We start from the raw sequence: 24,069 nt of genomic DNA on the forward strand, positions 1-24,069 counted from the left end.
TCCGCGCCCGATGCACAAGGCCCGCCATGACCGTTCCCGACCCGCGCCCCGACATTTTCGACCGCAACCTGCGCGCGCGCCGCCGCGACCGGATGCTGCCCGTCTTCGCCGATCATGATTTCCTCTACCGCGCGATGCTGGACGAACTGCTCGACCGATTGGGCGACGTGCAGCGCGACCTTCCCGAAGCCCTGGTGATCGGCTGCCCGGATGGCCGTGCGAAGGCGGCGCTGGAAGCGATGGGCAAGCGCGTTGCCTGCGCCGATCCCGGCTTCCTTGCGGCCAAATCAGCAGGCGGCGTGCAGACAGACGAAGATGCGCTGCCCTTCGCCGACGCGAGTTTCGATCTGGTGATCGCCTGCGGCACGCTCGACAGCGTCAACGACCTGCCCGGCGCGCTGATCCTGATGCAGCGCGCGCTGCGCCCCGACGGGCTGATGCTGGCTGCCTTCGTGGGCGCGGGCAGCCTCCCCCGCCTCAAAGCCGCGCTGCTCGCCGCCGAAGGCAACCGGCCCGGCCAGCATGTCCATCCGCAGGTCGATGTGCGATCGGCCGGCGACCTGCTCAGCCGCGCCGGCTTCGCCATGCCGGTCGCGGACGGGGAGGTGCTGAATATTCGCTATGGCGACGTGGTGCGCCTGATGCACGACCTGCGCGGCATGGGCGCGGGCAATGCGCTGGCCACGCGACCGCCTGCATTGTCACGCGACGTACTGATGCGCGCGGCCAGCCATTTCACCGAAGCCGCCGATCCGGACGGCCGCACGGCGGAGCAGATGGCGATCGTCTACCTGTCAGGCTGGAAACCCGACCCCAGCCAGGCAGGACCGGCACGGCGCGGAAGTGCGACGGTTTCGCTGGCGGCAGCGCTGAAAGGGAAGGAATAATCTCGATGCAAGCGGAAGGGCGAGCCTGACACCCGCCCTTCTGCTCCGCTTCACTCGATCGTAACGCCTGCCACACGCCAGCCGCCATCCTCTCGATCCAGGCTGACTGTCTCGATTGCCTCCGCCTTGTTGGCGAAGCGGGTACGGAACTTCACCACTTCATACCCATAGGGAGGTGCAGGCAGATTTTCCTGACTGACGAAAGTGCGGGATAATGCAGCGCCCAAGGGTACGCGCGCTTTTTCCGATGTGTTGGCCCAGACCTGTGCGGTGTTCATCTTGCGAAATGACGCGGTGGTCCCACGGTAGCTTTCATCCCAACGCCCATCATCTACCAGCATTAGCCATCGACGTGCCGCATCCACAACCTCCGGGATTGGCGCTGCACTGGAGGCTATCGGCGCCGACGACGGCGGGGTGGAAGCGAGTTGCGGCAAGGCGGTCAGCGCCAACAGGCCAAGGGCAAGCGTCATGAGACATACTCCGATGATGATCCAGAAAGGACGGGTTGCCCGCCCCGCGCCGCCGGTCGGCACGTCCTCCTGATCCTTCAGAGCCTTGGGCACGTCTGCCCCGATTTGCCTGTCCCCAACATATTCGGGGGGTAATATCACCGGATCGCCACCCTCTGCTTCCAGTAACAGACGGGCTGCCTCGCGGCTGCTCGATACGGCCATCTTGCGCCGCGCATCGCGGAGGCGTTCGTTGATCGTGTAGACCGATAGGCCGACGGTGCGCGCGATCGATTTTGCGTCATGACCGCGGACGATCAGACGAAGGGTCTGCTTCTCCTTTTCGGTCAGCGCCCAAAAACCTTCTGTCATTCGCGTACTCATACCCTCCCGGACCTAAGGCAGGCGCATTTCCGTAACTACCCCGAAAATTTTGTATCTTCATGCAATGGAAGGATGGCGAGCGTCTCCACCTCACCCACAGGCGGCGGGGCGTTCCCCCGCGAATTTACCGATCAATGGATGCAGGTCGAGTAACATGTCCCCGGCCCATGGTTTCGCGCCGGACCCGAATCCCTTTCCCCGGAGTTATTGCGGTATGGAAACGAAACGCCTTCCCAGACAAGCCATCCTCGTCGTCAACGCCCATAGCCGGCGCGGACAGGACATGTTCACCCAGGCGAAGGAGAAATTGACGGCAGCGGGCGTCGATCTGATCGCGGCCCATGCCGTGGACGATCCGGACCAGATGGCCGCGACCGTCCGGGACGCCGTGGAAAGCGGCGCTCCAATGGTGATCGTGGGCGGAGGCGATGGCTCCATGTCGGGCACGGTGGACGAACTGGTAGGAAAGGATTGCGTCTTTGGCGTGCTGCCGCTCGGCACCGCCAACAGCTTCGCCCGGACATTGGGCCTTCCGCTGGACCTGGACGGCGCAGTGCAGGCGATCGCGACCGGCCGGCGTCGGCGCGTCGACCTTGGCATGATCGATCGGGACTATTTCGTCAATTCAGCCTCCCTGGGCCTTTCGCCCATGATCGGGCAGACGGTGCCGCATAAGCTCAAGCGCTATCTGGGGCGGATCGGCTATCTGCTCTGGGCGGTCAAATGCTCGGTCGGTTTCCGCGCCTTCCGCCTGACGATCGACGATGGCGTGAAGGAACGGCGCATATGGTCGACCGAGGTGCGCATCCTCAACGGTTCCTATCATGGCGGGGTGCAATTGTCCGACCATGCCGATGTCGATACCGGCGAGATTGTGATCCAGGCGGTGGTCGGCCGCAGCCACGCCCGGCTCGCCTGGGACTGGTATGCCAAATTCTTCAAGCTGCGCGACCGGAACGCCCATACGGAAGAATTTCACGGGAAGTCGTTCCACCTCGACACCAAGCCGCGCCAGCGCATCTCCATTGATGGCGAGGTGCTGGCGAAGACCCCCGTGACGGTGAAGATCGCGGCAGGCGCGGTCGAGGTGGCGGCGCCGGTGGAGGGTTAATACCAGAATAACTTATCAAAATCGGCTGGTTGTTCCCCGGCGAAGGCCGGGGTCCAGTCCAGGTCGTGGAACTGGACCCCGGCCTTCGCCGGGGAACAGGTTGCTAGGGTTTCCCTCAATGCATCCTGGTGTGACACCGAGAACCTCCGTTGGAACGAAAACCGCCCCTACAGCCCCTTCTCGTATATCTGGTAGATCTTGTTCACCTTGCTATCGATGGCGTCGGCGATCGCGTTCATGCCCTGATTATCGTCCAACACCCAACCGATCTCGCCGCGCGTCGATCCATAATGGGCGGTGGCGTTGCGGCGGATATATTCGATCATCATGAAGGCGAGCTGGCTGGCCATGCGGGAGGATTGCAGCCGCTGCACCACGCCCATCAGCGGGACGCGCATCGTCCTGCATTTGGGTTTCCGCAGCCATTTGAGTAGCTTGATCCAGCCGAAGGGCAATAGCGAGCCGTTGAGCGGCGCCACCACTTCATTCAGGTCGGGCAAGGTCATCATGAAGGCGACCGGCTCGCCATCCAGTTCGGCGACCATGATGAGATCCTCGAACACGATGGGTTTCAGCTTCTTGCCGGTATGCGCGACTTCCGCATCTGTAATCGGCACGAAGCCCCAATTATTGCCCCAGGCGTCGTTCAATATACCCAGGATGATCGCGGCTTCCTGATCGAACCTGGACTTGTCGACCTTGCGAATGCGGATGCGGTCATTCTTCTCGCCCGACTGGACGATGCGCTGGATCAGCGGCGGGAAATTCTTCGTGATGTCCAGTTCGTAGGTCTTGAGCTGCTTGACCGGCGCATAGCCCGCGCCCTCGATCATCGCCTGATAGGCGGGGCTGTTATGCCCCATCATCACCGTGGGCGGATGGTCATACCCGGCGATCAGCAGGCCCGGCTCCTCCCAGATGGAGAGCGAGATCGGTCCCAGCACGCGGGTCATGCCCTTGCCGCGCAGCCATTGTTCCGCCGTTGCGATCAGCGCCTTGCCGACTTCGGCATCCTCCGCCTCGAACAGGCCGAAATTGCCCGTGCCCGGCCCCATGCCCTGCTCGACCGGCTGGGCGAGCGCGAGATGGTCGATATGGGCGGAAATGCGGCCGACCACCGTGCCGCCACGCCGCGCCAGGAAATATTGCGCCTCGGCATGGCCGAAAAAGGGGTTCTTGCCCGGCGTCAGCAGTTCCTTCACCTCCGCCTTGAGCGGTGGAACCCAATGGGGATCATTGGCGTAGAGCCGCCAGGGCAGATCGATGAAAGCCTTGAGATCAGCCTTGCCGGAAACGGGAGTAATAACCAGATCGGATTGCGCCACGGGTGCCGCCTTGAGGAAAATTGGGGTGCGGAGCAGTTCGACGCTTGTTTGCGGAATGTCAATCAGGCGCAGGACCAATCCGCCATTGGGGCCGGGGCGCAACAGGGTGAAATGTCATGGTGCTGCCATGATATCAGCGCATTTGGAGGCTAGGACCGCCCGCATGACAGTGCATGATCCCATTCTTGCCGCCGCGCAGCGGGCGCGCGCGGCGATCCCCGACGACACCGCAATGCTGCGTGCGGCAGCGGAATTGGCGCGCGACTATGCGGTGGCCAATCCGCGCATCTACTGGCCCGACCTGCTGGCCTCCGCCCTCATCGGCTGGGCCGCGCTGGCCGGCGCGATCCTGGTGCCAAATGTGGCGGTCGCGGTCGCCTGCGGCATCGTCGCGATGCTGGCGCTCTACCGCGCGGCGAGCTTCATCCATGAGCTGACCCATATCCGTAAGGGCGCGCTGCCCGGCTTCCGCCTGGGCTGGAACCTGATCGTCGGCGTGCCGTTGATGATCCCGTCCTTCATGTATGAGGGCGTCCATACGCAGCATCATGCCCGCACCCGGTACGGCACGGCGGACGATCCGGAATATCTGCCACTGGCGCTGATGAAGCCCTGGTCGCTGCCGCTGTTCATCGTCGTTGCCTCGCTCGCGCCGATCGGCCTGGTCCTGCGCTTCGGCCTGCTGACGCCGCTGTCGCTGCTGATCCCGGCGCTCCGCCGCAAGGTGGTGGCGGAACTCTCGGCCCTGTCGATCAACCCGGCCTATCGCCGCCGCGCGCCCGAGGGCGAATTTGCGCGCCAATGGGCCTGGCAGGAAGCGGGTGCTAGCCTGTTTGCGCTGGCGCTGGTGGCGAGCGTCTTCGCTTTCGGCTGGAAGCCTTTGCTGGTCTATATGGCCGTCCATTCGGCGATGACCGTCATCAACCAGTTGCGCACCCTGGTCGCGCATCTGTGGGAGAATGAGGGCGATCCGATGACGGTCACGGCGCAATATCTGGACTCGGTCAACGTGCCCCCGCCGGGCACCCTGCCCGCGCTCTGGGCGCCTGTGGGCCTGCGCTACCATGCGCTGCACCATCTGCTGCCGAGCGTTCCCTATCATGCGCTGGGCAAGGCCCATGCGCGGCTGATGGCGACGCTCGATCAGGATTCGCCCTATCGCAAGGGCAACTATAAGGGGATGCTGCCGCTGGTCGGCAAGATCGCCCGCAGCACCATGGCCGCGCGCTGACAGGCAGGATCGGGCGGCCACGCAGCGCCGTTCGATTATTTTTCAGTTGCAGCTTGAAACCGGGAAAGCCGCGCCCATATCGAAGCTGTTCCGGTCTCTTTCCCTCCCCCTATGAGGATCGGAACACCCCTCAGGAAGCCCTGGCGACACCCCTTGGTCGCCGGGGCTTTTTGCTGCCTCACTCTTCCGTGCGGAACAGCACGGTTTCGCCGACGAGGAGGAACAGGAAGAAGGGCGCCCAGGCGGCCAGGATCGGCGGATAGGCGCCCAGGCTGCCCATGGCGAGCGAGAAATTGTCGGCCACGAAATAGGCGAAACCCAGCGCCATGCCCATGACCGCGCGCACGAACAACTGGCCCGACCGCGCCAGACCGAAGGCCGCAACCGACCCCAGGATCGGCATCAGCAATGCGGACAGGGGACCGGACAGCTTGTGCCAGAGGCTCCCTTCCAGCTCCGACGTCGGCCGGCCGGCGTCATGCAGGTCGGTGATCGCAGCGTCCAGTTCGCGGAAGGTCATCCCGTCGGGATCGACCTTGGCCAAAGTGAACTGATCCGGACGGATGTCGTGGCCGAAGCGAACCGTGCCGATATCGCGCATCGTGCCGCGCGCCACGTCAAACTGGCGCGCATTTTCCAGCACCCAGCTTTTGGACGCGACGTCATAATGACCCTTGGGCGCCTGGATGATGGTGATGAGGGCGTTATTGACGCGGTTGTAGATCTGGACCTTGCGCAACTGCACCGCCGTGCCGCGACCGGCGACAATCCCTGCGTTGATAAGATTATTGCCGTCGCGGACCCAGGTATTGGCCATGACCCCCCTGTCCGCCGGGACTGGCCCGTAATCCACTGCCTCCCACGCGCTGAGCGTGCCCGTCGAGCGGGCCACGATCCGATCGTTGAAGACGAAGCTGATGGCCGAGACACCCAGCGCCGCCACAACCAGCGGCGCCAATATCTGGTGCGCCGACAGCCCCGCCGCCTTCATCGAGATGATCTCGCTATTCTGGTTGAGCGTCGCCAGCATGATGAGCGTGCCCAGCAGCACGGAAAAGGGCAGGAATGTGGCCGCGATCTGCGGCGCGCGCAGGCCGGCATAATACCATAGCTGCGCGTCGCCATTGCCGGGATAGGCCAATATGTCGCCCGATTCTCCCAACATGTCGAGCGTGAGGAGTATAGCGACCAGCATCGCCAGCACGGCGAAGGTTCGGGTCAGGAACAGGCGCACCATGTAGAGGCTGATCTGGCGCGACGGGAAGAAATTGAGCTGCATGGGTCAGGCGGCTCCTTCCGCCGGGGGGCGTCGTCGCCCGAAGCGCAGCAGGCGGACGACCTGCTTGCCCAGGGTGGAGAAGGCATATTCGAGCGCCGCGATCGGCTGGCCGCCGGGCCGGTGCGCGATCACATGATACATCCACAGGACCAGCCCCGACGCCAGCAGGAACGGCCCCCACAGGGCGATGATCGGGTCCACCTTGCCCAGCGACCCGACGCTTTCGCCATATTGGTTGATCTTGTGATAGGTGACGATGAACACGATCGACAGGAAGACGCCCAGCGCCGACGTCGATCGTTTGGGCGGGATCGCGAAGGCGAGCGCGGCGAGCGGCAGCAGCATCATGAACACCACCTCGACCATACGGAAATGGAAGTTGGCCCGCACTTCGTTGCGCAGATCATGGGGCGTCGTCTTGTTATGTCCGATCAGCACCAGTTCGGGAATCGTCTTTTCCCGGTCGACGTCGCGGCCGCGAAAAGCCTCTATCTGGGGCAGGTCGATCGGCAGGTCATGGCTGGAGAAGGACAATATCCGCGGGGTCTGATATTTGGGCGCTTCGTTGACGAGCACGCCATCATGCAGGCGGAAGATGATCGTGTCCGGATCGTCGGTGGCAAGGAAAGTCCCGTGCGCCGCCGTCACCGCGACCGACTGGCCGTCGCGATTGATCGCGCGCACGAAAATGCCCTGGAGATTGCGCCCCTCATCCTGGCTGCGCTCGATCCGCAGCGTCATGCGTTTGCCCAGGGTGGTGAACTCGCCCACCTTGATCGAGGCGCCGAGCGCGCCTGAACGTAGTTCGAAGCGCAGCGCTTCATAGGCGTGGCGCGACAGCGGCTGGACGAAACCGACAATGCCGAAATTGATGAGCGCCAGCGCGATCGCATACATATAGGGCACGCGCAGCAACCGGCCGTAGGACAGGCCCACCGCCCGCATCACGTCCAGTTCGGACGAGGTCGCCAGCTTGCGAAAGGCGAGCAGGATGCCCAGCATCAGGCCGATCGGGATCGCCAGCGACATATATTCGGGCAGCATATTGGCGAGCATTCGCCATACCACGCTGACCGGCCCGCCCTGCGCCGCGACGAAGTCGAAGAGGCTCAGCATCTTGTCGAGCAGGAACAGCATCGCGGCGATCACCAATGTGCCCAGCAGGGGCATCGCGATCAGACGGGCGAGATAACGGTCGGTGGCGGTCAGCATTCTCTAAGTCGTCGTCCCATCACCATGTTTTGGCCGCAAACCCATCTCATATGCGAGTCAGGTAGAATTGCGGGGCGAACAGGGGCTCGCCATCCGGTCCATCCGGGTGGCTATAGCCGCCAGGAGTCTGATGGTCATGGTAAAAGTTGCACTGGGTCTGATGTCGGCAGCAGCGATGATCGCTGCGGTTCCGGCTATGGCCCATGGGCAGGAGATCGCCAACGAACTGGAACGTTGCGGAACCGATGCCAAGGGACCGGCAATTCTGGTCGATGTGCGCGGCTTTGCCGCCGCCACGGGCACGGTCCGCCTTCAGTCCTACCCCGCCACCAAAGCCGCCTGGCTGACCAAGGGCGAATGGCTCAATCGAATCGATATCGCCGCGAAACCGACCAATGGCGCGATGCGATTCTGTATGCCCGTGCCGCGTCCGGGCCGATATGGCATCGCCGTGCGCCACGACCGCGACGGCAATGGCAAGACCGACCTTTCGCGCGATGGCGGCGGCTTTTCCAACAATCCGTCGATCAGCATCTTCAACCTGGGCAAGCCCGGTGTGGAAAAGGCCGCCTTCTATGCCGGTCCCGGCGTGACGAAAATCACGATCAACCTCCAATATATGTGATCCAAAAACATGGTCTGCGTCGCGCTCCTGTCCAACCCAAAATCCACGGGCAACCGTCAGACGCTCCCGCGTGTGCGCAGCTATTGCGCCAGCAACCCGGACATCTTCCATTATGAAGTGGAGCATGTCGATCAGATCGGCCGGGCGTTCCAGACCATCGCCCGCGTCGATCCCAGCGTCATCGTCATCAACGGCGGCGACGGCACGGTGCAGGCGTCGCTGACCGAACTCTATCAGGGCGAGCATTTCAAGGGCCGCGTCCCGCCGATCGCAGTGCTGCCCAACGGCAAGACCAACCTGATCGCGCTCGACCTGGGCATTCATGGCGACCCGATCAAGGCGCTGGAGCGGATCGTCCAGATCGCCAAATCGGGCGTTGACGACCATGTCGTCGCGCGCGAACTGATCGCCCTGTCGGACGGCCAGGCCGGAACCCGGCCGGTACTGGGCATGTTCCTGGGCGGCGCCGGCCTTGCGGATTACATGCTCTATTGCCGCAACCAGATCTATCCGCTGGGCCTGTCCAATGGCCTCAGCCACTTCATCACCGCGCTGGCGGTGATCGTGTCGCTCCTGTTCGGCATTCGCGCCCGTTTCCTGCCGCCTTCGAGCCACCCGGTAAGCATTTCGCTGATTCGCGACGGTCAGTTGGCGGGGCGTTTTTCCGTGCTGATCGTCACCACGCTGGAACGATTGCTGCTGGGCGTGCAACCGGGCGACAGCCGCCGGGGGAACATGAAGCTGATGGCCGTCGACCAAAGCCTGCCCGCCCTGCTTCGCTTGGTCTGGGCCAGCATATTCAAGCGCGTGGGCAAGGCGCATATGGAGGGCATCCACCTGGAACAGGGCGACACCATCCGCATCGAGGGCGACCATAGCAGCGTCATCCTGGACGGCGAACTGTTCCAGGCGTCGAAAGGCAGACCGATCGTCCTGCGCTCGACCCAGCCGGTGCCCTTCCTGCGCCTGGCGGCGTAAGACCAAGGCAAGGCGGGATTCTCCAGATCGGCGCACTGGCTGATTGGGGTGGAACCTAGACCAAATCGACATTCACGGTTTTAGGTGCTTCCTACGCCGTCATGCCGGACCCTTCGGCAGGCTCAGGACAGGCTTGATCCGGCATGACGTTGAAAATGAGGCCAAGGCTTCTGCTTTATCCTGAATGTCGATTTCCCCTAGCCCCCTCCCATTTCCGTTCAAGCCGAAAAAGCCGGGGCGGCCAGCGCACGGGCGTGGTCGCGGATGCCGGACGGCCAGTTTTCCGACAGCGAAACGTACAGCTCTTCGTCCCTTGCATAGAGCGCGCGGATCGCGGCTTCGTAGCCGGGGCGGTCGCCCGCCATGACGGTGAGGAAATGATAGGCCGCGTCCATCGCCGCGCGCGGGCTGGGTGCGTCGACGCTGGCCTTGCGCGCTGCCTCCACCAGCCGCCGCAGTGTGGCGGACGCGCCGCCCGACTGGGCCGACAGCCAGTCCCAATGCCGCGGCAGCAACGTTACCTCGCGCGGCTGAACGCCCAGCTTTGGGCGTCCTCGCCCCTTTGGCGCTTTCTCTGTGGCGCCGCGCAGGTCGATGTCGACCTGACGCCCGGTGGCGTCGTCGAACAGCAGGATATTCTGCGCCTCGTCGCCCATCACGCGCAGCGCCTCCAGCATTTCCTCTTCGTCGCCGGTGGCGATCCACAGGTCGCCCGCAAAGGCCGTCAATGTCCGTTCCATGTCGAATCTCCTTCGACACGGCTATTATTATCCGGATTATATTGAGTCAATATATCCGGGTAAAATTAGGGTCACATTCTATGCCGGGCGCAGTTCCACCCAGGTCGGGGCGTGATCGCTGGCCTTTTCCCGACCGCGAAACGCCTTGTCGACCTGCGCGTCGATCAGCCGGTCGGCCGCCGCCGGGCTGAGCAGCAGATGATCGATGCGAAAGCCCGCGTCGCGCGGCCAGGCGTTCATCTGATAGTCCCAGAAGGTCCAGACCCCGCCCGCCGGGTGCCGGCTGAGGATCGCGTCGGTCCAGCCGTCGCCGAGCAGGCGGCGATAGGCGGCGCGACTTTCAGGCTGCATCAGCGCGTCGTCGGCCATGGCCTTGACCGAATAGGTGTCCACGTCGCGCGGGATGACATTATAATCGCCCGCGAGGATAGCCGGCACCTCCTCCGCCCAGATTTCGGCGGCGCGGTCGCGCAGCCGCTTCATCCAGCGCAGCTTATAGTCGAATTTGGGGCCGGGCTGCGGATTGCCGTTGGGCAGGTAGATGCTGGCGACGCGCACGCCCTTCACATCGGCTTCGAGATAGCGGCTATGCTCATCCTCCGGCTCGCCCTCCAGGCCCCGGCGCACCTCGACCGGGGTTTCGCCGCGCGCGAGGATCGCGACACCATTGAACCCCTTCTGTCCATGCCAGATCACACCATAACCGGCTGCCTCGATATCCTTGACCGGAAAGGTATCGTTGGAAGTCTTGATCTCCTGCAGGCAGGCGACGTCCGGCCGCGTTTCGTCCAGCCATTCCAGCAGGCGCGGCAGACGCGCCTTGATGCCGTTGATGTTGAAGGTGGCGATGCGCATGGACTGACCCGATCCCTTTTCGTTCGTGCGGCGTCAAAGCGCTCGCATAATATGGAATGTGCTCCTGCGAAAGCAGGAGCCTAGGGCCGACCGCAATGCCCTGCATCCTGGGCTCCTGCTTACGCAGGAGCACATCAGTGCGGATCAAACCGAGAAGCTGGTCCCGCAACCGCAGCCGGCGGTGGCGTTAGGGTTCGTGACCTTGAACGCCTGCCCGCCCAGGTCGGACACGAAATCCACCGCTGAGCCGCGCACCAGGTCGATGCTGACATCATCCACCACCAGCGTCACGCCGTCGCGCTCGACCGACAGATCGTCCGCCTCGATCCCCTCGGCCAGGCCGAAGCGATATTGGAAACCCGAACAGCCGCCACCTTCCACCGACAGGCGGAGAATGGCGGGCTTGCCCTGCTTGGCGGCGATCGTCGCGACTCGCGCGGCGGCGGAAGGGGTGAGGTCGATGTCGGCCATGATGTCCCTTAGATAGGGTGACGCAGAAGGCCCGGCAACCCATGGGGCGCCGGGCCTTCTGAAAGAGTTCGGATCAAGGCTCAGTCGGCGGCCTTTTCCTCGGCCTTGGTCGGGCCGCCCATGGCGACCGGCGGCTTGGTGTTCATCGCCACCAGATAGTCGGGACCGGCGACGAAGGGGATGGGATTGATCGCCGTGCCATCGACACGGACTTCATAATGGAGGTGGCTGCCGGTCGAACGGCCGGTCGAACCCATGAGGCCGATCAACTGGCCACGCTTCACATAGCTGTTCGCCGCGACCAGCAGCTTCGACATGTGGCCATAACGGGTTTCCATGCCGCCGCCATGGGTGATCTGGACCAGATTGCCATAGCCGCTGGCCCAGCCGGCGCGGCTGACGACGCCGTCGGCGGTGGCGTAGATGGGGGTGCCCACGGGGCCGGGAATGTCGATGCCCTTGTGCATCCGCGCGCCGCCGTTGAAGGGGTCGGAACGGACGCCGAAATTGGAGGTCAGGGTAAGCTTCGCCACGGGACGGCCCGACGGGATATAGGCCGCCGCCTTGGGCGTGCCGTCAAGTCGCTGAAGGCTGGCGAAAAGATCGGAGAAAGCGAGATCGACCGTGCCCTTCTGGGCAGCGGCAGCAGGTACGTCGCCATAGGGATCATCGTCGTCCGAGGCGGCATGGGCCGGAGCCGCGGCGCAGAGGGCGCCTGCGATTCCGAAAGCTCCAAAAATTTTCACGAATTTCGACGCGGACTGGAACCTTTGCGATCCGCGCGCATTTAGCGAATGAAAAATCGACATGCAGACCCCGACTATGTCACCGGAGCCTTAGTGCCTCTCGGTGCTTCCCGTGTTTTGTATTTGGCGACCTAAATCGCCCCCGCTAAGGGATACAGACTGCAAATCCCGGATCAGGTTGCAAGCGCGGCGTAGAATTCTTCGGTTAAACCGGCCTGTCGACGCGCTGAGTCGTTGAATGGCGGCTTAACGCTGCCGCGAAAATGGCGCTTCACAAGCATTTGATAATGTTCGGCGGCCCCCACCCCCAGTCTGTTCGTCGCGACCGTGAACCACTTCGTCCCCGCCGCGACATGGCGAATCTCATCTGTCATAATCCGCCGCAATAGCCGTGCAGAAATTGGGTCTCCTGCGCCTTCGAAACGCTCGACCGTCGCCGGCGTGATGTCCAGCGCGCGCGCCTCCAGCACCATGGGCACGATGGCGAGCCGGGCGAGCGCGTCATCCGCCGTCTCGATCGCCGCCTGCCACAGGCCGTCATGCGCGGGCAGCGCACCGTAGAAACTGCCCAATTGCCGCAGCCGCCGGTCGAGCAGCGCAAAATGCATCGCCTCCTCCGCCCCGACCTGCATCCATTGATCGGTAAATTCGCGCGGAAATTCCCCGCCGAAACGCCCGATCAGGTCGAACGCCAGGTCGATCGCGACAAATTCGATATGGGCGATCGCATGGAGCATGGCGATGCGCGCCCGGTCCGAACCCATCTTGCCGCGCCGGGGCATCTGGGCGGGCGGCGATAGTTCGGGCGCTTCGGGACGCGCGGGCCGATCAGGCATCACGACATCGAAATCATGCGCCAGCCGCCCCAGCCGCCAGGCCCGCGCCACCGCGCGCGCCGCCATCAACTTGGCATGGGGGTCAGGCGTCACCATCACATGGGCGCAGGCCGCGCCCACCGTCATGATCGAAACCGGCAGGGTCAAAGCGCCTGCACCGCCTCCAGCACCTGCGCGGCGTGGCCCTTCACCTTGACCTTGGGCCAGACGCGCAGGATCGCGCCGTCCGCCCCGATCAGGAAAGTCGCCCGCTCGATCCCCATATATTTGCGGCCATAGAGCGACTTTTCGACCCAGGTGCCGAACGCTTCGCAGGCCGCGCCCGGCTCGTCCGAGGCGAGAAGGACGGTCAGGCCATATTTCTCCGCGAATTTCTTGAGCTTCGCCGGCTTGTCCTTGGAAATGCCGACGACGCGCACCCCGGCGGCGGCATAATCGGCGGCGAGGACGGTGAAATCCTTCGCCTCATTGGTGCAGCCGGGCGTGTCCGCCTTGGGATAGAAATAGACGACCAACGGCTTGCCCCGGTAACGGTCCAGCGTGAAGTCGACGCCGTCCGCATCCTTCAGCGCCACGGCGGGGACGCTATCGCCCTGTTCCAGCATCATGTTTCCTCCTGATAGGGCGCGGCGAGCGCGGCCCAGGCTTCCGCCACGCATTGCCGCGCCTGCGCGTAGCTTGCAAGCAGCCCGTCCCAATCCTGCGCCCCGCAGGCGCGCGCGACCAGCGGCCGGGTGGCCTCCGGCGGTTCGGTCGACTTGGGCGAGACCAGGCGCGAAACGACCAGATAGCGGGTGATGAGGTCGTGCGCGGCAATCAGGTCGGCGGGCAGATGACCGGCCGCGACCAGGGCGGCCAGCGCGTTGGAAAGATCGGGGTCGAACGCCGTGCCATGGCGAAACTGGGTGATGTGGATCAGGAACTCCAGATCGACCAGACCGCCCGGCACCAGCTTCACGTCCATATCGCTGGCTGGCGGCTTGTGGCGGGCGATGTCGCCGCGCATCTTCACCGCCTGCCGTGCGAGCTGGTCGAAGTCGCGCGGGCGCTGGAGCGTTTCGGCAAGGATGGCGTCCATCGCCGCCCGCGCCTGGTCCGACCCGAAGACCGGACGGGCGCGGGTAAGCGCCAGATGCTCCCAGGTCCAGGCTTCCTCCCGCTGATAACGGGCGAAACTGTCGAGACTGACCGCCAGCAACCCCTGCGCGCCGGACGGACGAAGGCGGGTATCGACCTCATAGAGCGGGCCGGACGCGGTGTGGACCGAAAGCGCGTTGGTGATGCGCTGGCCCAGGCGGTTGAAATATTGGGTGGCGCCCAGCGGCTTCGGCCCATCCGATTCGGTCGCGAAGTCGCCGGTAAAAAGATAGACGAGATCAAGGTCGGAGGCGTGGGTCAGCACCCCGCCGCCCATGCGGCCAAGCGCCAGGATGAGCATTTCGCCACCCGGCACCTTGCCATGGGCGGCTTCGAACTGGACGACGGTGCCACTGGCCAGCGCCTCGATCGCAGCTTGCGCGACGCGGCCATAGCCCCGGCCCGCCTCCAGCGGATCGCCGCCGCGGATGATCTGCGCGCCCAGCGCGAAGCGGCGGTCGCCCACGCGCTGGCGCACGCGATCGAGCAGCGCCTGATAATCCTCGCCCGGCTCCAGCGCGCCAAGCTGCTGCGCCAATATCTCCACCGGCGGTGGCGGGTCGAAGGCGGTCGCGTCGATCAGCCCGTCGATCAGCTCCGCCCGGCGGCCGAGCGCATCGGCCAGGGTGGGCGCGTGGCTCAATATCTCCGCCAGCAGTTCGACCAGCGCCGGGCGGGCGGCGAGCAGCTTGAAGAAATTGATCGCGCTCGGCAGGCGGGCGATCATGTCGTCGAGCCGGTTGAGCGCGCGCGAGGGATCGGGCGCCTTGGCGAGCGTGCGCATCAGGCCAGGCAGCAGCGCCTCCAGCGCTTCCCGCGAAGGCGCGTTGCGCAGCGCGCGGATCGTGCCGCCGCGCCAGCGGGCGATGCGCGCCAGCGGTGTTTCGGGATCGACGAAGCCGATCTCGATCAACTGTTCCTTCAGCCGGTCCTCATCGTGCGAGAGGGAGGCATCCGCCTTTTCGGGACTGAGCCGGTCATAGTTGCGGCCTACCCATTCGACCTGCGGGCGTAGCAGGTCCAGCAGCGCGGCGCCGTCGGACAGGCCATGGAGCCGCGCGACATTATCGAGCGACTCCGCCGACTTGGGCAGTTCATGGGTCTGGCGATCCTCCACCATCTGGAGGCGATGCTCGATCATGCGGAAGAGGATATAGGCTTCGTCCAGACGGGTGGCGACGTCGCCTTCGATCACGTTGGCGGCGGCCAGCGCCCGCAGCGCCTCGCGCGTATTGCCCGACCGGAGCGAGGGATCACGGCCGCCATGGATGAGCTGATGCACCTGCGCGAAAAATTCGACCTCACGGATGCCGCCGCGCCCGCGTTTCAGATCATAGCCGGGGCCGAACGCCTGGCCCTGCGCATAATGGTCGCGGATGCGGCGGCTGATATCGACGATCGCGTCGATCGCGCCGAAATCCAGGCTGCGCCGCCAGACAAAGGGACGGATCTGGCGCATGAAATAGTCGCCCAGGCTGAGGTCGCCAGCCGCAGGCCGGGCGCGGATGAAGGCGGCCTGTTCCCAGCCCATGGCGGTCGATTCATAATAGCCGATCGCCGCCTCCACCGGCAGCGCGATCGGCGTGGCCTCCGGCGAAGGCCGCAGGCGCAGGTCAACGCGAAAGACATAGCCGTCGCCGTCGCGGGCGGTGAGCAATTCGCTGACCCGCCGACCGATGCGCACGGCGGCGTCGGCAACATCCTCCCGCTCGCCATGCGGCAGCGTGGTGGGATCATAGAGCAGGATCGGGTCGATGTCCGACGAATAGTTGAGTTCGCGGCTGCCGTGCTTGCCCAGCGCCAGCACGACGAACCCGCGATGCTCGGCATCGGGATAACGTTCCCGCATCGCGGTGGCGAGCGCTTCCTCCAGCGCCTGGTCGGCGAAGTCGGACAGGGTGCGCGTCACCCGGTCGAGATCCCAGGCGCCCGCAAGATCGGCCGCCGCTACGGCGAGCGCAATCGCCCCGCGCCGTTGCCGGAGCGAACGGACGATACTAGCCTCCGGGCCGCCCGCAGCCTGCGCGGCGCCCAGCGCGGCGTCGAAATCGCCCGCCGCCAGCCGCTCGGTCACGGCGGGGAAACGGTCGAGCGCGCGGGCCAGAAAGGGCGAATGCGCCCGGATGCGCGCCTGCGTTTCCTGCCAGTTCGTCACCATCGTCTCTCCTTTCCGGGGCCTATCGCGCGCACATGCGACGAATGCCAGAAACTTTTCAGCAAGATGGTCGTTTGTGGGTAGATGGAAATGCAGCGCAAATCTCTGGATCGAGCGGTACTGGGGCGGGACGGCGAACGCGGCCGAATCGTCACCGTTGGCCTGCCGCTACCCTATGAGGGCGTCGGCAATGCGCTCCGTTCCACCTATGCGCCGCCGTGCGACGCAGTTCCCGATGACATGATGGCGCTGCTCACCAAGCTGGACCGGTTTTAGGGCGAAGCGATATTCCCCGTTTTAGGGGCTTCCTGCCTGGTCATGCCGGACTTGATCCGGCATCCAGGGCCACAAAGGGCAACACCTGCGACTCTGGATGCCGGATCAAGTCCGGCATGACGCTAAAAATGGGAATAAGGCTTCTGCTTTAACCTGAATGTCGATCCGCCGCAGGGCAGGCGGCGTCCGTATCAGATCACGCCCTTGAAAGTGTTGCACTGGGCGGGATCGCCCGTGGACAGCCCCTTGCGCAGCCATTCCACCCGCTGCGCGCTGGTGCCGTGAGTGAAGCTCTCCGGCACCGGCCGCCGCCCGGCCGATTTCTGCAACGTATCGTCGCCGATCGCCTGCGCTGCCGTCATGCCTTCTTCCAGATCGCCCGCTTCCATGAGGCCGGTGCGCTTGGCCCAGACGCCGGCATAGCAGTCCGCCTGCAGTTCCACATTCACCTGCAGGGCATTGCCCGCCGCTTCGCTGACGCGGCGCTGCTGCTGGTTCACCTGGCCCAGCGTGCCTTCCAGATCCTGGATATGGTGGCCGACCTCATGCGCGATCACATAGGCCTGCGCGAAATCGCCCGGCGCGCCGAAGCGCTGGCGCAGTTCGGTGAAGAAATCGGTGTCGAGATAGACCTTCTGGTCGTTGGGGCAATAAAATGGCCCCATGGCGCTCTGCGCCGCGCCGCAGCCGGACATGCCGTTTTGCGAATAGAAGGACAGGACCGTCGGCTTATATTGCTGGCCGGCCTGCTGGAAAATCTGCCCCCAGACCCGCTCGGTCGATCCCAGCACCTTGAGCGACCAATGCTGGATTTCGGTCAGCTTGCGCGCATCCTGACTGGCCGAGGAGCTTTGCGGCACGGGTTGCTGCTGCCCACCCCCGCCGACCAGGCTCAAGGGGTTCATGCCCATCACCATCATGATGATCAGCACGACGACGATGCCGCCACAACCGAACCGGCTGCCGATCAGGGGCAGCAACATGCCCAGGCCGCCGCCCAGCCCGCCGCCGCCGAAACCGCCGCTGCGGCCGTCCTGGACCTCGAAATTGCTGCTTTCCTGTTCGTCGTCGAGCCGCATCGCACCCTCCCTGTCCTGTCCCCTGCCTACGCGATTCATGCGTCGCGGGAAACCGTCTGCCGACGGGAAGGTTGCGGCAAACCGTGATTTGTTACGAGACATTAAGTTGGAATGATGGCGGCAAAACCTATATTGCACTGCGACATGGCAGACATCGAACCCCAGCACGCCGAGGCGCCTCCCCCGCGCCGGGCACGGACGCCGCTCCCCCTTCCCCGCGAAGTCGCCTTGCTGTTGCAGGGCGGCGGCGCGCTCGGTTCCTTCCAGTCGGGCGTCTATGAGCGGCTGGACGAGCTGGGCGTCGATGTGACCTGGGTCGCGGGCATTTCGATCGGCGCGGTCAACGCCGCGATCATCGCGGGCAACCTGCCGCATCGGCGCATCAGCCGGTTGAAGAAATTCTGGTATACCCTGTCGGGCGGGATGCCCAACGTCATCCTGCCGGAAATCGACCATATCCGCGAAGCCGCGCATCTGATGGCGGCGGGCACGGTCGCGACCTTCGGCGTGCCGGGCATGTTCCGCCCGCGCCTCTGGCCCGCGACGCTGATGCCCGAAGGATCGTCGGGCGCCATCAGCTTCTATGACAGCGCCCCGCTCAAGGACACTCTCGACGCCTGTGTCGACTGGGATCTGCTGAATGACGGCCCGGTGCGCCTGTCGGTCGGCGCGGTCGATGTGGAAACGGGCAATTTCTCCTATTGGGACACGCGCGGCCCCGGCGGCAACACGCGAATCGACGCACGCCACATCATGGCGTCGGGCGCGCTGCCCCCCGGCCTGCCGCCGATCGAGATTGACGGGCGCTGGTATTGGGACGGCGGCATCGTGTCCAACACGCCGCTCGCCCATGTCCTCAATCACCAGACCGAAGACATGCTGGTCTTCCAGGTCGACCTCTTCCCGGCCGAAGGGCCGATGCCGCGCCAGATGACCGACGTCTATTCGCGCATGAAGGACATTCAGTATAGCAGCCGCACCCGCCAGGTGACGGACCAGTATCTGCGCCTGCGCCGCGAGCATGGCGCGATCAAGGCGCTGCTCGACAAGCTGCCGCCCGAGATGCAGGACGGGCCGGAAGCCCAGCGATTGCGCGACATATTGGATGAAGGTTCGGTCAACATCGTCCATCTCATCTACCGGTCGCGCAACTGGGAAAGCGGCGCCAAGGACTTCGAATTTTCCCGCTCGACCATGCTCGATCACTGGAGCCAGGGCCGCGACGCGGTGGAGGAAGTGATGCACAAGGGCGACCTGATCGCCCGCAACATCCTCAATGGCAAGAGCGCGACCTTCGACCTCGACGAACCCGATCACCTGAAGGAGAAAAAGGCATGAGCAAGTCTTTGGCCGGCAAGGCCGCCCTCATCACCGGGTCCACATCCGGCATCGGCCTTGCCTATGCCAAGGCGCTGGCCGGCGAAGGCGCCAACATCGTCATCAACGGCTTCGGCGACAAGGACGCGATCGAGAAGGAGCGCGTGGGGCTGGAGGCGCTGTCCGGCGCAAAGGCGCTCTATTCGGGCCATGACCTGACCAAGGTCGACCAGATCGAGGCAATGATGAAGGAGGCGGCCGACAGCTTCGGCGGGATAGACATCCTCATCAACAATGCCGGGATGCAGCATGTCGCCCCGGTCGAGGAATTTCCGCTCGACAAATGGGATCTCATCATCGCGCTGAACCTGAACGCGGCGTTCCACACGACGCGCCTGGCCATCCCCTATATGAAGTCGAAGAAATGGGGCCGCATCATCCAGACCGCGAGCGCCCACAGCAAGGCCGCCTCCCCCTTCAAGAGCGCCTATGTCACCGCCAAGCACGGCCTCAACGGCTTTACCAAGACGGTGGCGCTGGAAGTCGCGACCTTCGGCATCACCGCCAACTGCATCTCGCCCGGCTATGTCTGGACCCCGCTGGTCGAAAACCAGATCCCCGACACGATGAAGGCGCGGAACATGACGCGCGAACAGGTGATAAACGACGTGCTGCTGGACGGCCAGCCGACCAAGCAGTTCGTCACCGCCGAACAGGTGGCCGCCACCGCCCTCTATCTGTGCAGCGACGCCGCCGCACAGGTCACGGGCGCGAACCTCTCGATCGACGGCGGCTGGACCGCGCAATAAGGCGCCGGCAGGAAGGGGAAGGGACGGCGACGTCCCCCTTCGACAGATGCGATTGCATCGTCAGCTAACGGCCATTCCTGCCATAGCCTTCATCGTCACCCTGAACTTGTTTAGCTTCGCTGGCCTGCGGCTCAGGGTCCATTTCTCCTCTTGAGCCAATGAACGCGGTGGCGCGATGGATGCTGAAACAAGTTCAGCATGACGGATGAAGGGATACTGTCGACCATTTGTGGACATGGAATCCTCCCTTGGAAGGGGAGGGGGACCGCCGAAGGCGGTGGAGGGGTGTCCCCCTATCGATAGCGGGAACACCCCACCGTCAGGGCTACGCCCTGCCACCTCCCCTGCCAGGGGAGGAAGACTGGAAACGACCACTTTATGCCTTTCCCTGTGAACGCTGTTGTGCCCGAAACCTGCCATGGCCGATGTTGCGAAAGACCCTCCTTCCGCAACGTTGATGCTGTCGTTGCTTCCTGTTGCTTTTAGCGATAGCATCGATCCGCTCAGGTCTGCCGGTTCTACGGTGCGGAGGTCGATATGCTTTGGCTCACTCTGGCGGCAGCGGCATCGAGTGCCATGCCTGTTCCTCCAATCGTCGTCGATTTCGAGAAGTTTTGCGAAGCACAGGATCAATCGACACAAGCGATCCTGGTTCAAGCCGATCAGGCTGGATGGAAAACCAGTGCGGTTGGGGCGCCCAAGGATTTCGATCCTGCGACGCAGCGGCTCAAGGATAGCGATCAGGGCCTGTTGAGACTCGCCATTACCAGCACGCGAAGTGCCGGCGAACAGCGACAAACCTGTGGCCTGACCTCCACATCGGGCGTGCCTGGCATCGTCGCTGCCATGCAGACGGCTTTAGGTTTCAAACCCGCGCTCAATATGGGGACGGCCGCAACCTTCTACGCTGTTCGGACCGGCAACGCCTGGCAGTCGGGCGCAGGGTTGAACCCGTCCGAGTTCGCAACGGCAAAAGCGAAGGGACAATTTTACAGCATTGTTGCCAGCACCATGGAAACCGGCGCGGCAATCTATGCGCTGCATGTCATGCCTGCGAAAGCGCCTTAGCGCTGCCCCTTTGCAATGATCGGGTCGGAACCTAGTGGTCCGATCAATGGGACCGCGTATCGCAATCGGCCAGGCGGTGTCAGGCAGGATCGATGGCTGGCGGCGGCATCAACTCCCTGATGACACCGCGATAGCCATAGGTGATGTGCGCGTTCGCCGCATAGACCGGATCGGTCATCAGATGCCCGTGCAACCGGCGCAGATTGGCGCCGGGCACCGACGGGAACAGATGATGTTCCAGATGGTAGCCGACATTGAACGGCGCGATCAGGAACCGGTCCAGCAGGGTGGGGATGACGGTGCGCGTACCGTTCAGTTCCCGCTCGTCGGCCACGCCGACATGCTCGGCCATCGCCCGGATACGGTTGAAGACATTCGCCCAGATGAACTGCGGGATCATGAACAGGCCCAATAGCTGCCAGCGCCATGGCGACCACAGGATCAGGCCATAGAACAGCAGCGCCCAGACCACATAGCGGATGCGCAAGGCGAGCCGGAAATCGAAGCCGAAGCGCCGGGGATTGTGGAAATTGGCCAGCGGGGACCAGACCCTGGCCGCACGCGCCACGCGATAATAGTTGAGCCCGAACAGGCTGCGGAAGAACAGCACCAGCATCTGGCGGCCGCTTTTCGGGAAATGCTGGTCCGGGTCTTTCCGCTGGACGCGATAATCATAGTCGCGGACCGTATTGGTATGGCGATGGTGCACCATATGGGCCACCCGGTACAGGTCGATGCTCAGGGCCAGGGGATAGGCGACGAAAAGATCGCCGATCAGATCGTTGACGCGGCGATTGCTGAACAACAACCCATGGCAGGCCTCATGCATCATGACCGCCAGGCACTGGATGCGCGATCCGATGACGACACCGGCCAATAGATAAACCGGAACGCGATCGACATGGATCGCGATGGCGCAGGCGGCCGCGATGATCGCCCATTGCAGCATCAGCAGCCAAGCGTTGCGCGCATTGTCCACAACCGAAAGCCGGCGGATCAACGCAAATGTGTCGCGCCGCGAATAGCGATATCCGGGCGGACGTTCCGTGGCGCTATCGTCCATGGACGCTATTTCCCCTTCATATGCCAGCCTGCCCCGGATCGTAGGAATCGTGTCAGCCATCGTCAAGCATCGCGCCTGGCACGGGGAATTTCTTTCAATGTAGGATTTTTCCTGATCTATCCTCCGGGATGCAAGCTGCGCGCGCTCCCTGTCCCTCCCCGCACCCCACCACGACACGCCTGTCGCTTCGCAGGCGCGTGGATGTCGCGTCCGTGGCGCGCGACTGACGCATCGGTGGCGCGTTCGTGTGACCATGGTGACGCGCCGGTGTCACCTTCCTGTCGCTTTCCAGGCGCAAATCCCGCCCAATCGGGCAATATGCGCCGACAACGGTGTGAACTTCGGGACTGTCGCGTCCCTGTCGCGTCCGGGGTGGGCCAATCCCCCTTCCCGTGCCGCCCCCTCTCCGCTAGCCAGTGCGCCACAAAAACGGGGAGCATGTTTATGCGTTTGACGATTTCGCTGGCCGCGCTGGCGCTGGCCATCCTGCCCATGGCCACCCACGCCCAGGATGCGGGCAAGAAGAAGGACGAGAGCCGAAAGGAAGAGATTGGCGAAAGCCCCGTCCCCGCCCCCAATGTCTCCGTGACGAAGCATAAGGGCGTGTTCGGCGGCAAGGCGATCAGCTACACCGCCACGACCGGCGAAACCTATTTGAAGGACAAGGACGGAAAGCCGCTCGCGGCGATCTACGCCACCTCCTATGTCAAGGATGGCGGGGACAAGAACCGGCCGATCACCTTCCTCTATAATGGCGGGCCGGGTTCGGGGTCGCTCTGGCTGCATATGGGCGCTTTCGGCCCCAGGCGCGTGGTGCTGCCCGACGCGCAGGATGACGGCGCGCCGCCCTATCCGCTGGTCGACAATCCCGAATCGCTGCTTGACGTCACCGACCTGGTCTTCATCGATCCGGTCGGCACCGGCTTCTCCCACACCATCGGCAAGAAGGAACCCAAGGATTACTGGGGCGTATCGTCCGACGCCAAGTCGATCGCCGAATATATCCGCCTGTGGCTGGGCGAAAATGGCCGCTGGTCCTCGCCCAAATATATCGGCGGCGAAAGCTATGGCACGACCCGTTCCGTTGCGCTCATCAACGAGTTGGAAGGCAGCTATAATGATGTCGCGGTCAACGGCATCATCCTGATCTCGACCATCCTCGACTTCGGCATCACGGCCGAGGTGCAGGGCAATGAAATGCCCTATATCATCAACCTGCCGTCGATGGCGACGACCGCCTGGTATCACCACAAGATAGGCAACCCGCCCGCGACCGTCGCCGAAGCCGCACAGCAGGCGCGCGCCTTCGCGATCGGCCCCTATGCCGCCGCGCTGCTCAAGGGCAGCCAGCTACCGGCCGAGGAACGCGCCGCCATCCGCACCGAACTGGCGCGGCTGACCGGCCTGTCCGAGCAATTTATCGACAATGCCGACCTGCGCGTGTCGCCCGGCCGCTTCTACAAGGAATTGCTGCGCGATCGGGGGGTCAGCATCGGCCGCCTCGACACCCGCTATACCGGCAAGGATTATGACCGCGCAGGCGAAGAGCCGGACAATGACCCCAGCTTCTACGCGATCGACGGCGCCTATACCGCCGCGATGAACAGCTATGCGCGCGACGAGCTGAAATACAGGACCGACCGCCAATATGTGACGATCGGCGGCGTCAGCGGCTGGGACTGGAAGCTGGACGGCAAGAGCGGACGGGCGAGCGAAGTTTACACCAGCGTCGCCCCCTATCTGGGCAAGGCGCTGCGCGAGAATAGCGGCCTCAAGGTCTTTGTCGGCCAGGGCTGGTATGATTTCGCCACGCCCTTCTTCGGCGCGGAATATGCGATGAGCCGCACCGGCTTCGACACGTCGCGCATCCAGTATCATTATTATGACGCCGGCCACATGATGTATGTCCGCCCCGACGACCTGCGCAAACTGAGCGCGGACATCAGGGCGTTCATCACGACGCGGTAAGGGGCACGTTGGTTGCGCGCCGCCCTTCCCGGTGGTGCGCAACCGGCAGGCGCTGGTATCGGATG

General features: G+C 63.9%; 23 protein-coding genes. 10 read left to right on the top strand and 13 right to left on the bottom strand.

The window, feature by feature from the left end:
• Positions 1 to 26: 26 nt before the first annotated feature.
• On the top strand, positions 27 to 887 hold the full coding sequence (locus MOK15_RS08560) for a methyltransferase domain-containing protein (protein WP_242931219.1): 861 nt from the start codon (positions 27 to 29) through the stop codon (positions 885 to 887).
• 50 nt (positions 888 to 937) lie between these two features.
• Here the strand turns inward: MOK15_RS08560 and MOK15_RS08565 are convergent, their stop codons facing one another.
• Positions 938 to 1,711, bottom strand: a complete 774-nt coding sequence (locus tag MOK15_RS08565; protein WP_242931220.1) for a DUF4019 domain-containing protein — start codon at positions 1,709 to 1,711, stop codon at positions 938 to 940.
• Positions 1,712 to 1,937: 226 nt separating this feature from the next.
• Between MOK15_RS08565 and MOK15_RS08570 the strand changes: the two genes are divergently transcribed.
• Positions 1,938 to 2,834, top strand: a complete 897-nt coding sequence (locus MOK15_RS08570; protein WP_242931221.1) for a diacylglycerol kinase family protein — start codon at positions 1,938 to 1,940, stop codon at positions 2,832 to 2,834.
• A 167-nt stretch (positions 2,835 to 3,001) separates the two neighbouring features.
• On the opposite strand, the gene MOK15_RS08575 is transcribed toward MOK15_RS08570, so the two are convergent.
• Entirely contained in the window at positions 3,002 to 4,159 is a 1,158-nt protein-coding gene (locus MOK15_RS08575; RefSeq protein ID WP_242931222.1) for a GNAT family N-acetyltransferase, read from the bottom strand.
• 163 nt (positions 4,160 to 4,322) lie between these two features.
• Between MOK15_RS08575 and MOK15_RS08580 the strand changes: the two genes are divergently transcribed.
• Positions 4,323 to 5,390 (top strand): fatty acid desaturase, encoded by a 1,068-nt coding sequence (locus MOK15_RS08580; RefSeq protein WP_242931223.1) that lies wholly within the window; start codon positions 4,323 to 4,325, stop codon positions 5,388 to 5,390.
• Positions 5,391 to 5,568: 178 nt separating this feature from the next.
• Here the strand turns inward: MOK15_RS08580 and lptG are convergent, their stop codons facing one another.
• Positions 5,569 to 6,669 carry an LPS export ABC transporter permease LptG gene (lptG, locus tag MOK15_RS08585; RefSeq protein WP_242931224.1) on the bottom strand — a complete coding sequence of 367 codons (1,101 nt, stop codon included), beginning with the start codon at positions 6,667 to 6,669 and terminating at the stop codon, positions 5,569 to 5,571.
• Positions 6,670 to 6,672: 3 nt separating this feature from the next.
• Positions 6,673 to 7,881: an LPS export ABC transporter permease LptF gene (gene lptF / locus MOK15_RS08590; protein ID WP_242931225.1), complete on the bottom strand. Its 1,209-nt coding sequence runs from the start codon at positions 7,879 to 7,881 to the stop codon at positions 6,673 to 6,675.
• A 130-nt stretch (positions 7,882 to 8,011) separates the two neighbouring features.
• Here lptF and MOK15_RS08595 point away from each other — a divergent pair, with 130 nt between their 5' ends.
• Both MOK15_RS08595 and MOK15_RS08600 read left to right on the top strand, forming a co-directional pair.
• Positions 8,012 to 8,506, top strand: a complete 495-nt coding sequence (locus MOK15_RS08595) for a DUF2141 domain-containing protein (RefSeq protein ID WP_242931226.1) — start codon at positions 8,012 to 8,014, stop codon at positions 8,504 to 8,506.
• A 9-nt stretch (positions 8,507 to 8,515) separates the two neighbouring features.
• Positions 8,516 to 9,484 carry a diacylglycerol kinase family protein gene (locus tag MOK15_RS08600; protein WP_242931227.1) on the top strand — a complete coding sequence of 323 codons (969 nt, stop codon included), beginning with the start codon at positions 8,516 to 8,518 and terminating at the stop codon, positions 9,482 to 9,484.
• 218 nt (positions 9,485 to 9,702) lie between these two features.
• Here MOK15_RS08600 and MOK15_RS08605 read toward each other — a convergent pair whose 3' ends face one another.
• From MOK15_RS08605 to MOK15_RS08635, 7 genes are all read right to left on the bottom strand, one after another.
• The gene (locus MOK15_RS08605) at positions 9,703 to 10,224 is read right to left on the bottom strand and encodes a DUF2239 family protein (protein ID WP_242931228.1); all 522 of its coding nucleotides are present in this window, start codon (positions 10,222 to 10,224) and stop codon (positions 9,703 to 9,705) included.
• A gap of 78 nt (positions 10,225 to 10,302) precedes the next feature.
• Entirely contained in the window at positions 10,303 to 11,079 is a 777-nt protein-coding gene (gene xth / locus MOK15_RS08610) for an exodeoxyribonuclease III (protein WP_242931229.1), read from the bottom strand.
• Between the two features lie 144 nt (positions 11,080 to 11,223).
• Positions 11,224 to 11,550, bottom strand: coding sequence for an iron-sulfur cluster insertion protein ErpA (gene erpA, locus MOK15_RS08615; protein ID WP_242931230.1), 327 nt, complete (start codon positions 11,548 to 11,550; stop codon positions 11,224 to 11,226).
• A gap of 80 nt (positions 11,551 to 11,630) precedes the next feature.
• Positions 11,631 to 12,359: a M23 family metallopeptidase gene (locus tag MOK15_RS08620; protein WP_242931231.1), complete on the bottom strand. Its 729-nt coding sequence runs from the start codon at positions 12,357 to 12,359 to the stop codon at positions 11,631 to 11,633.
• A 110-nt stretch (positions 12,360 to 12,469) separates the two neighbouring features.
• Entirely contained in the window at positions 12,470 to 13,279 is an 810-nt protein-coding gene (locus MOK15_RS08625) for a ferritin-like domain-containing protein (RefSeq protein ID WP_242931232.1), read from the bottom strand.
• Entirely contained in the window at positions 13,276 to 13,737 is a 462-nt protein-coding gene (gene bcp, locus MOK15_RS08630) for a thioredoxin-dependent thiol peroxidase (protein WP_242932692.1), read from the bottom strand. Before bcp ends, MOK15_RS08625 begins: the two co-directional genes overlap by 4 nt.
• Positions 13,737 to 16,427, bottom strand: a complete 2,691-nt coding sequence (locus tag MOK15_RS08635; protein WP_242931233.1) for a bifunctional [glutamine synthetase] adenylyltransferase/[glutamine synthetase]-adenylyl-L-tyrosine phosphorylase — start codon at positions 16,425 to 16,427, stop codon at positions 13,737 to 13,739. The genes bcp and MOK15_RS08635 overlap by 1 nt, the downstream gene beginning before the upstream one ends.
• Positions 16,428 to 16,514: 87 nt before the next feature.
• Between MOK15_RS08635 and MOK15_RS08640 the strand changes: the two genes are divergently transcribed.
• On the top strand, positions 16,515 to 16,700 hold the full coding sequence (locus MOK15_RS08640; RefSeq protein ID WP_242931234.1) for a hypothetical protein: 186 nt from the start codon (positions 16,515 to 16,517) through the stop codon (positions 16,698 to 16,700).
• 191 nt (positions 16,701 to 16,891) lie between these two features.
• On the opposite strand, the gene MOK15_RS08645 is transcribed toward MOK15_RS08640, so the two are convergent.
• On the bottom strand, positions 16,892 to 17,779 hold the full coding sequence (locus MOK15_RS08645; RefSeq protein WP_242931235.1) for a neutral zinc metallopeptidase: 888 nt from the start codon (positions 17,777 to 17,779) through the stop codon (positions 16,892 to 16,894).
• Positions 17,780 to 17,923: 144 nt separating this feature from the next.
• On the opposite strand from MOK15_RS08645, the gene MOK15_RS08650 reads away from it, so the two are divergent.
• From MOK15_RS08650 to MOK15_RS08660, 3 genes are all read left to right on the top strand, one after another.
• Complete coding sequence (locus tag MOK15_RS08650) at positions 17,924 to 19,117, top strand: DUF3734 domain-containing protein (RefSeq protein ID WP_242931236.1); 1,194 nt, start codon at positions 17,924 to 17,926, stop codon at positions 19,115 to 19,117.
• A complete protein-coding gene (locus tag MOK15_RS08655) occupies positions 19,114 to 19,905 on the top strand; it encodes a 3-hydroxybutyrate dehydrogenase (RefSeq protein WP_242931237.1) in 792 nt (263 codons plus the stop codon). The genes MOK15_RS08650 and MOK15_RS08655 overlap by 4 nt, the downstream gene beginning before the upstream one ends.
• A 576-nt stretch (positions 19,906 to 20,481) precedes the next feature.
• Positions 20,482 to 20,973: a hypothetical protein gene (locus MOK15_RS08660; RefSeq protein ID WP_242931238.1), complete on the top strand. Its 492-nt coding sequence runs from the start codon at positions 20,482 to 20,484 to the stop codon at positions 20,971 to 20,973.
• A gap of 79 nt (positions 20,974 to 21,052) precedes the next feature.
• Here MOK15_RS08660 and MOK15_RS08665 read toward each other — a convergent pair whose 3' ends face one another.
• Positions 21,053 to 22,036 (bottom strand): fatty acid desaturase family protein, encoded by a 984-nt coding sequence (locus MOK15_RS08665; protein WP_347567221.1) that lies wholly within the window; start codon positions 22,034 to 22,036, stop codon positions 21,053 to 21,055.
• A gap of 444 nt (positions 22,037 to 22,480) precedes the next feature.
• Between MOK15_RS08665 and MOK15_RS08670 the strand changes: the two genes are divergently transcribed.
• Positions 22,481 to 24,004: a peptidase S10 gene (locus MOK15_RS08670; protein WP_242931240.1), complete on the top strand. Its 1,524-nt coding sequence runs from the start codon at positions 22,481 to 22,483 to the stop codon at positions 24,002 to 24,004.
• The last annotated feature ends 65 nt before the right edge of the window (positions 24,005 to 24,069 follow it).

The sequence above is a fragment of the Sphingobium sp. BYY-5 genome (assembly GCF_022758885.1).
Lineage (GTDB): Bacteria > Pseudomonadota > Alphaproteobacteria > Sphingomonadales > Sphingomonadaceae > Sphingobium.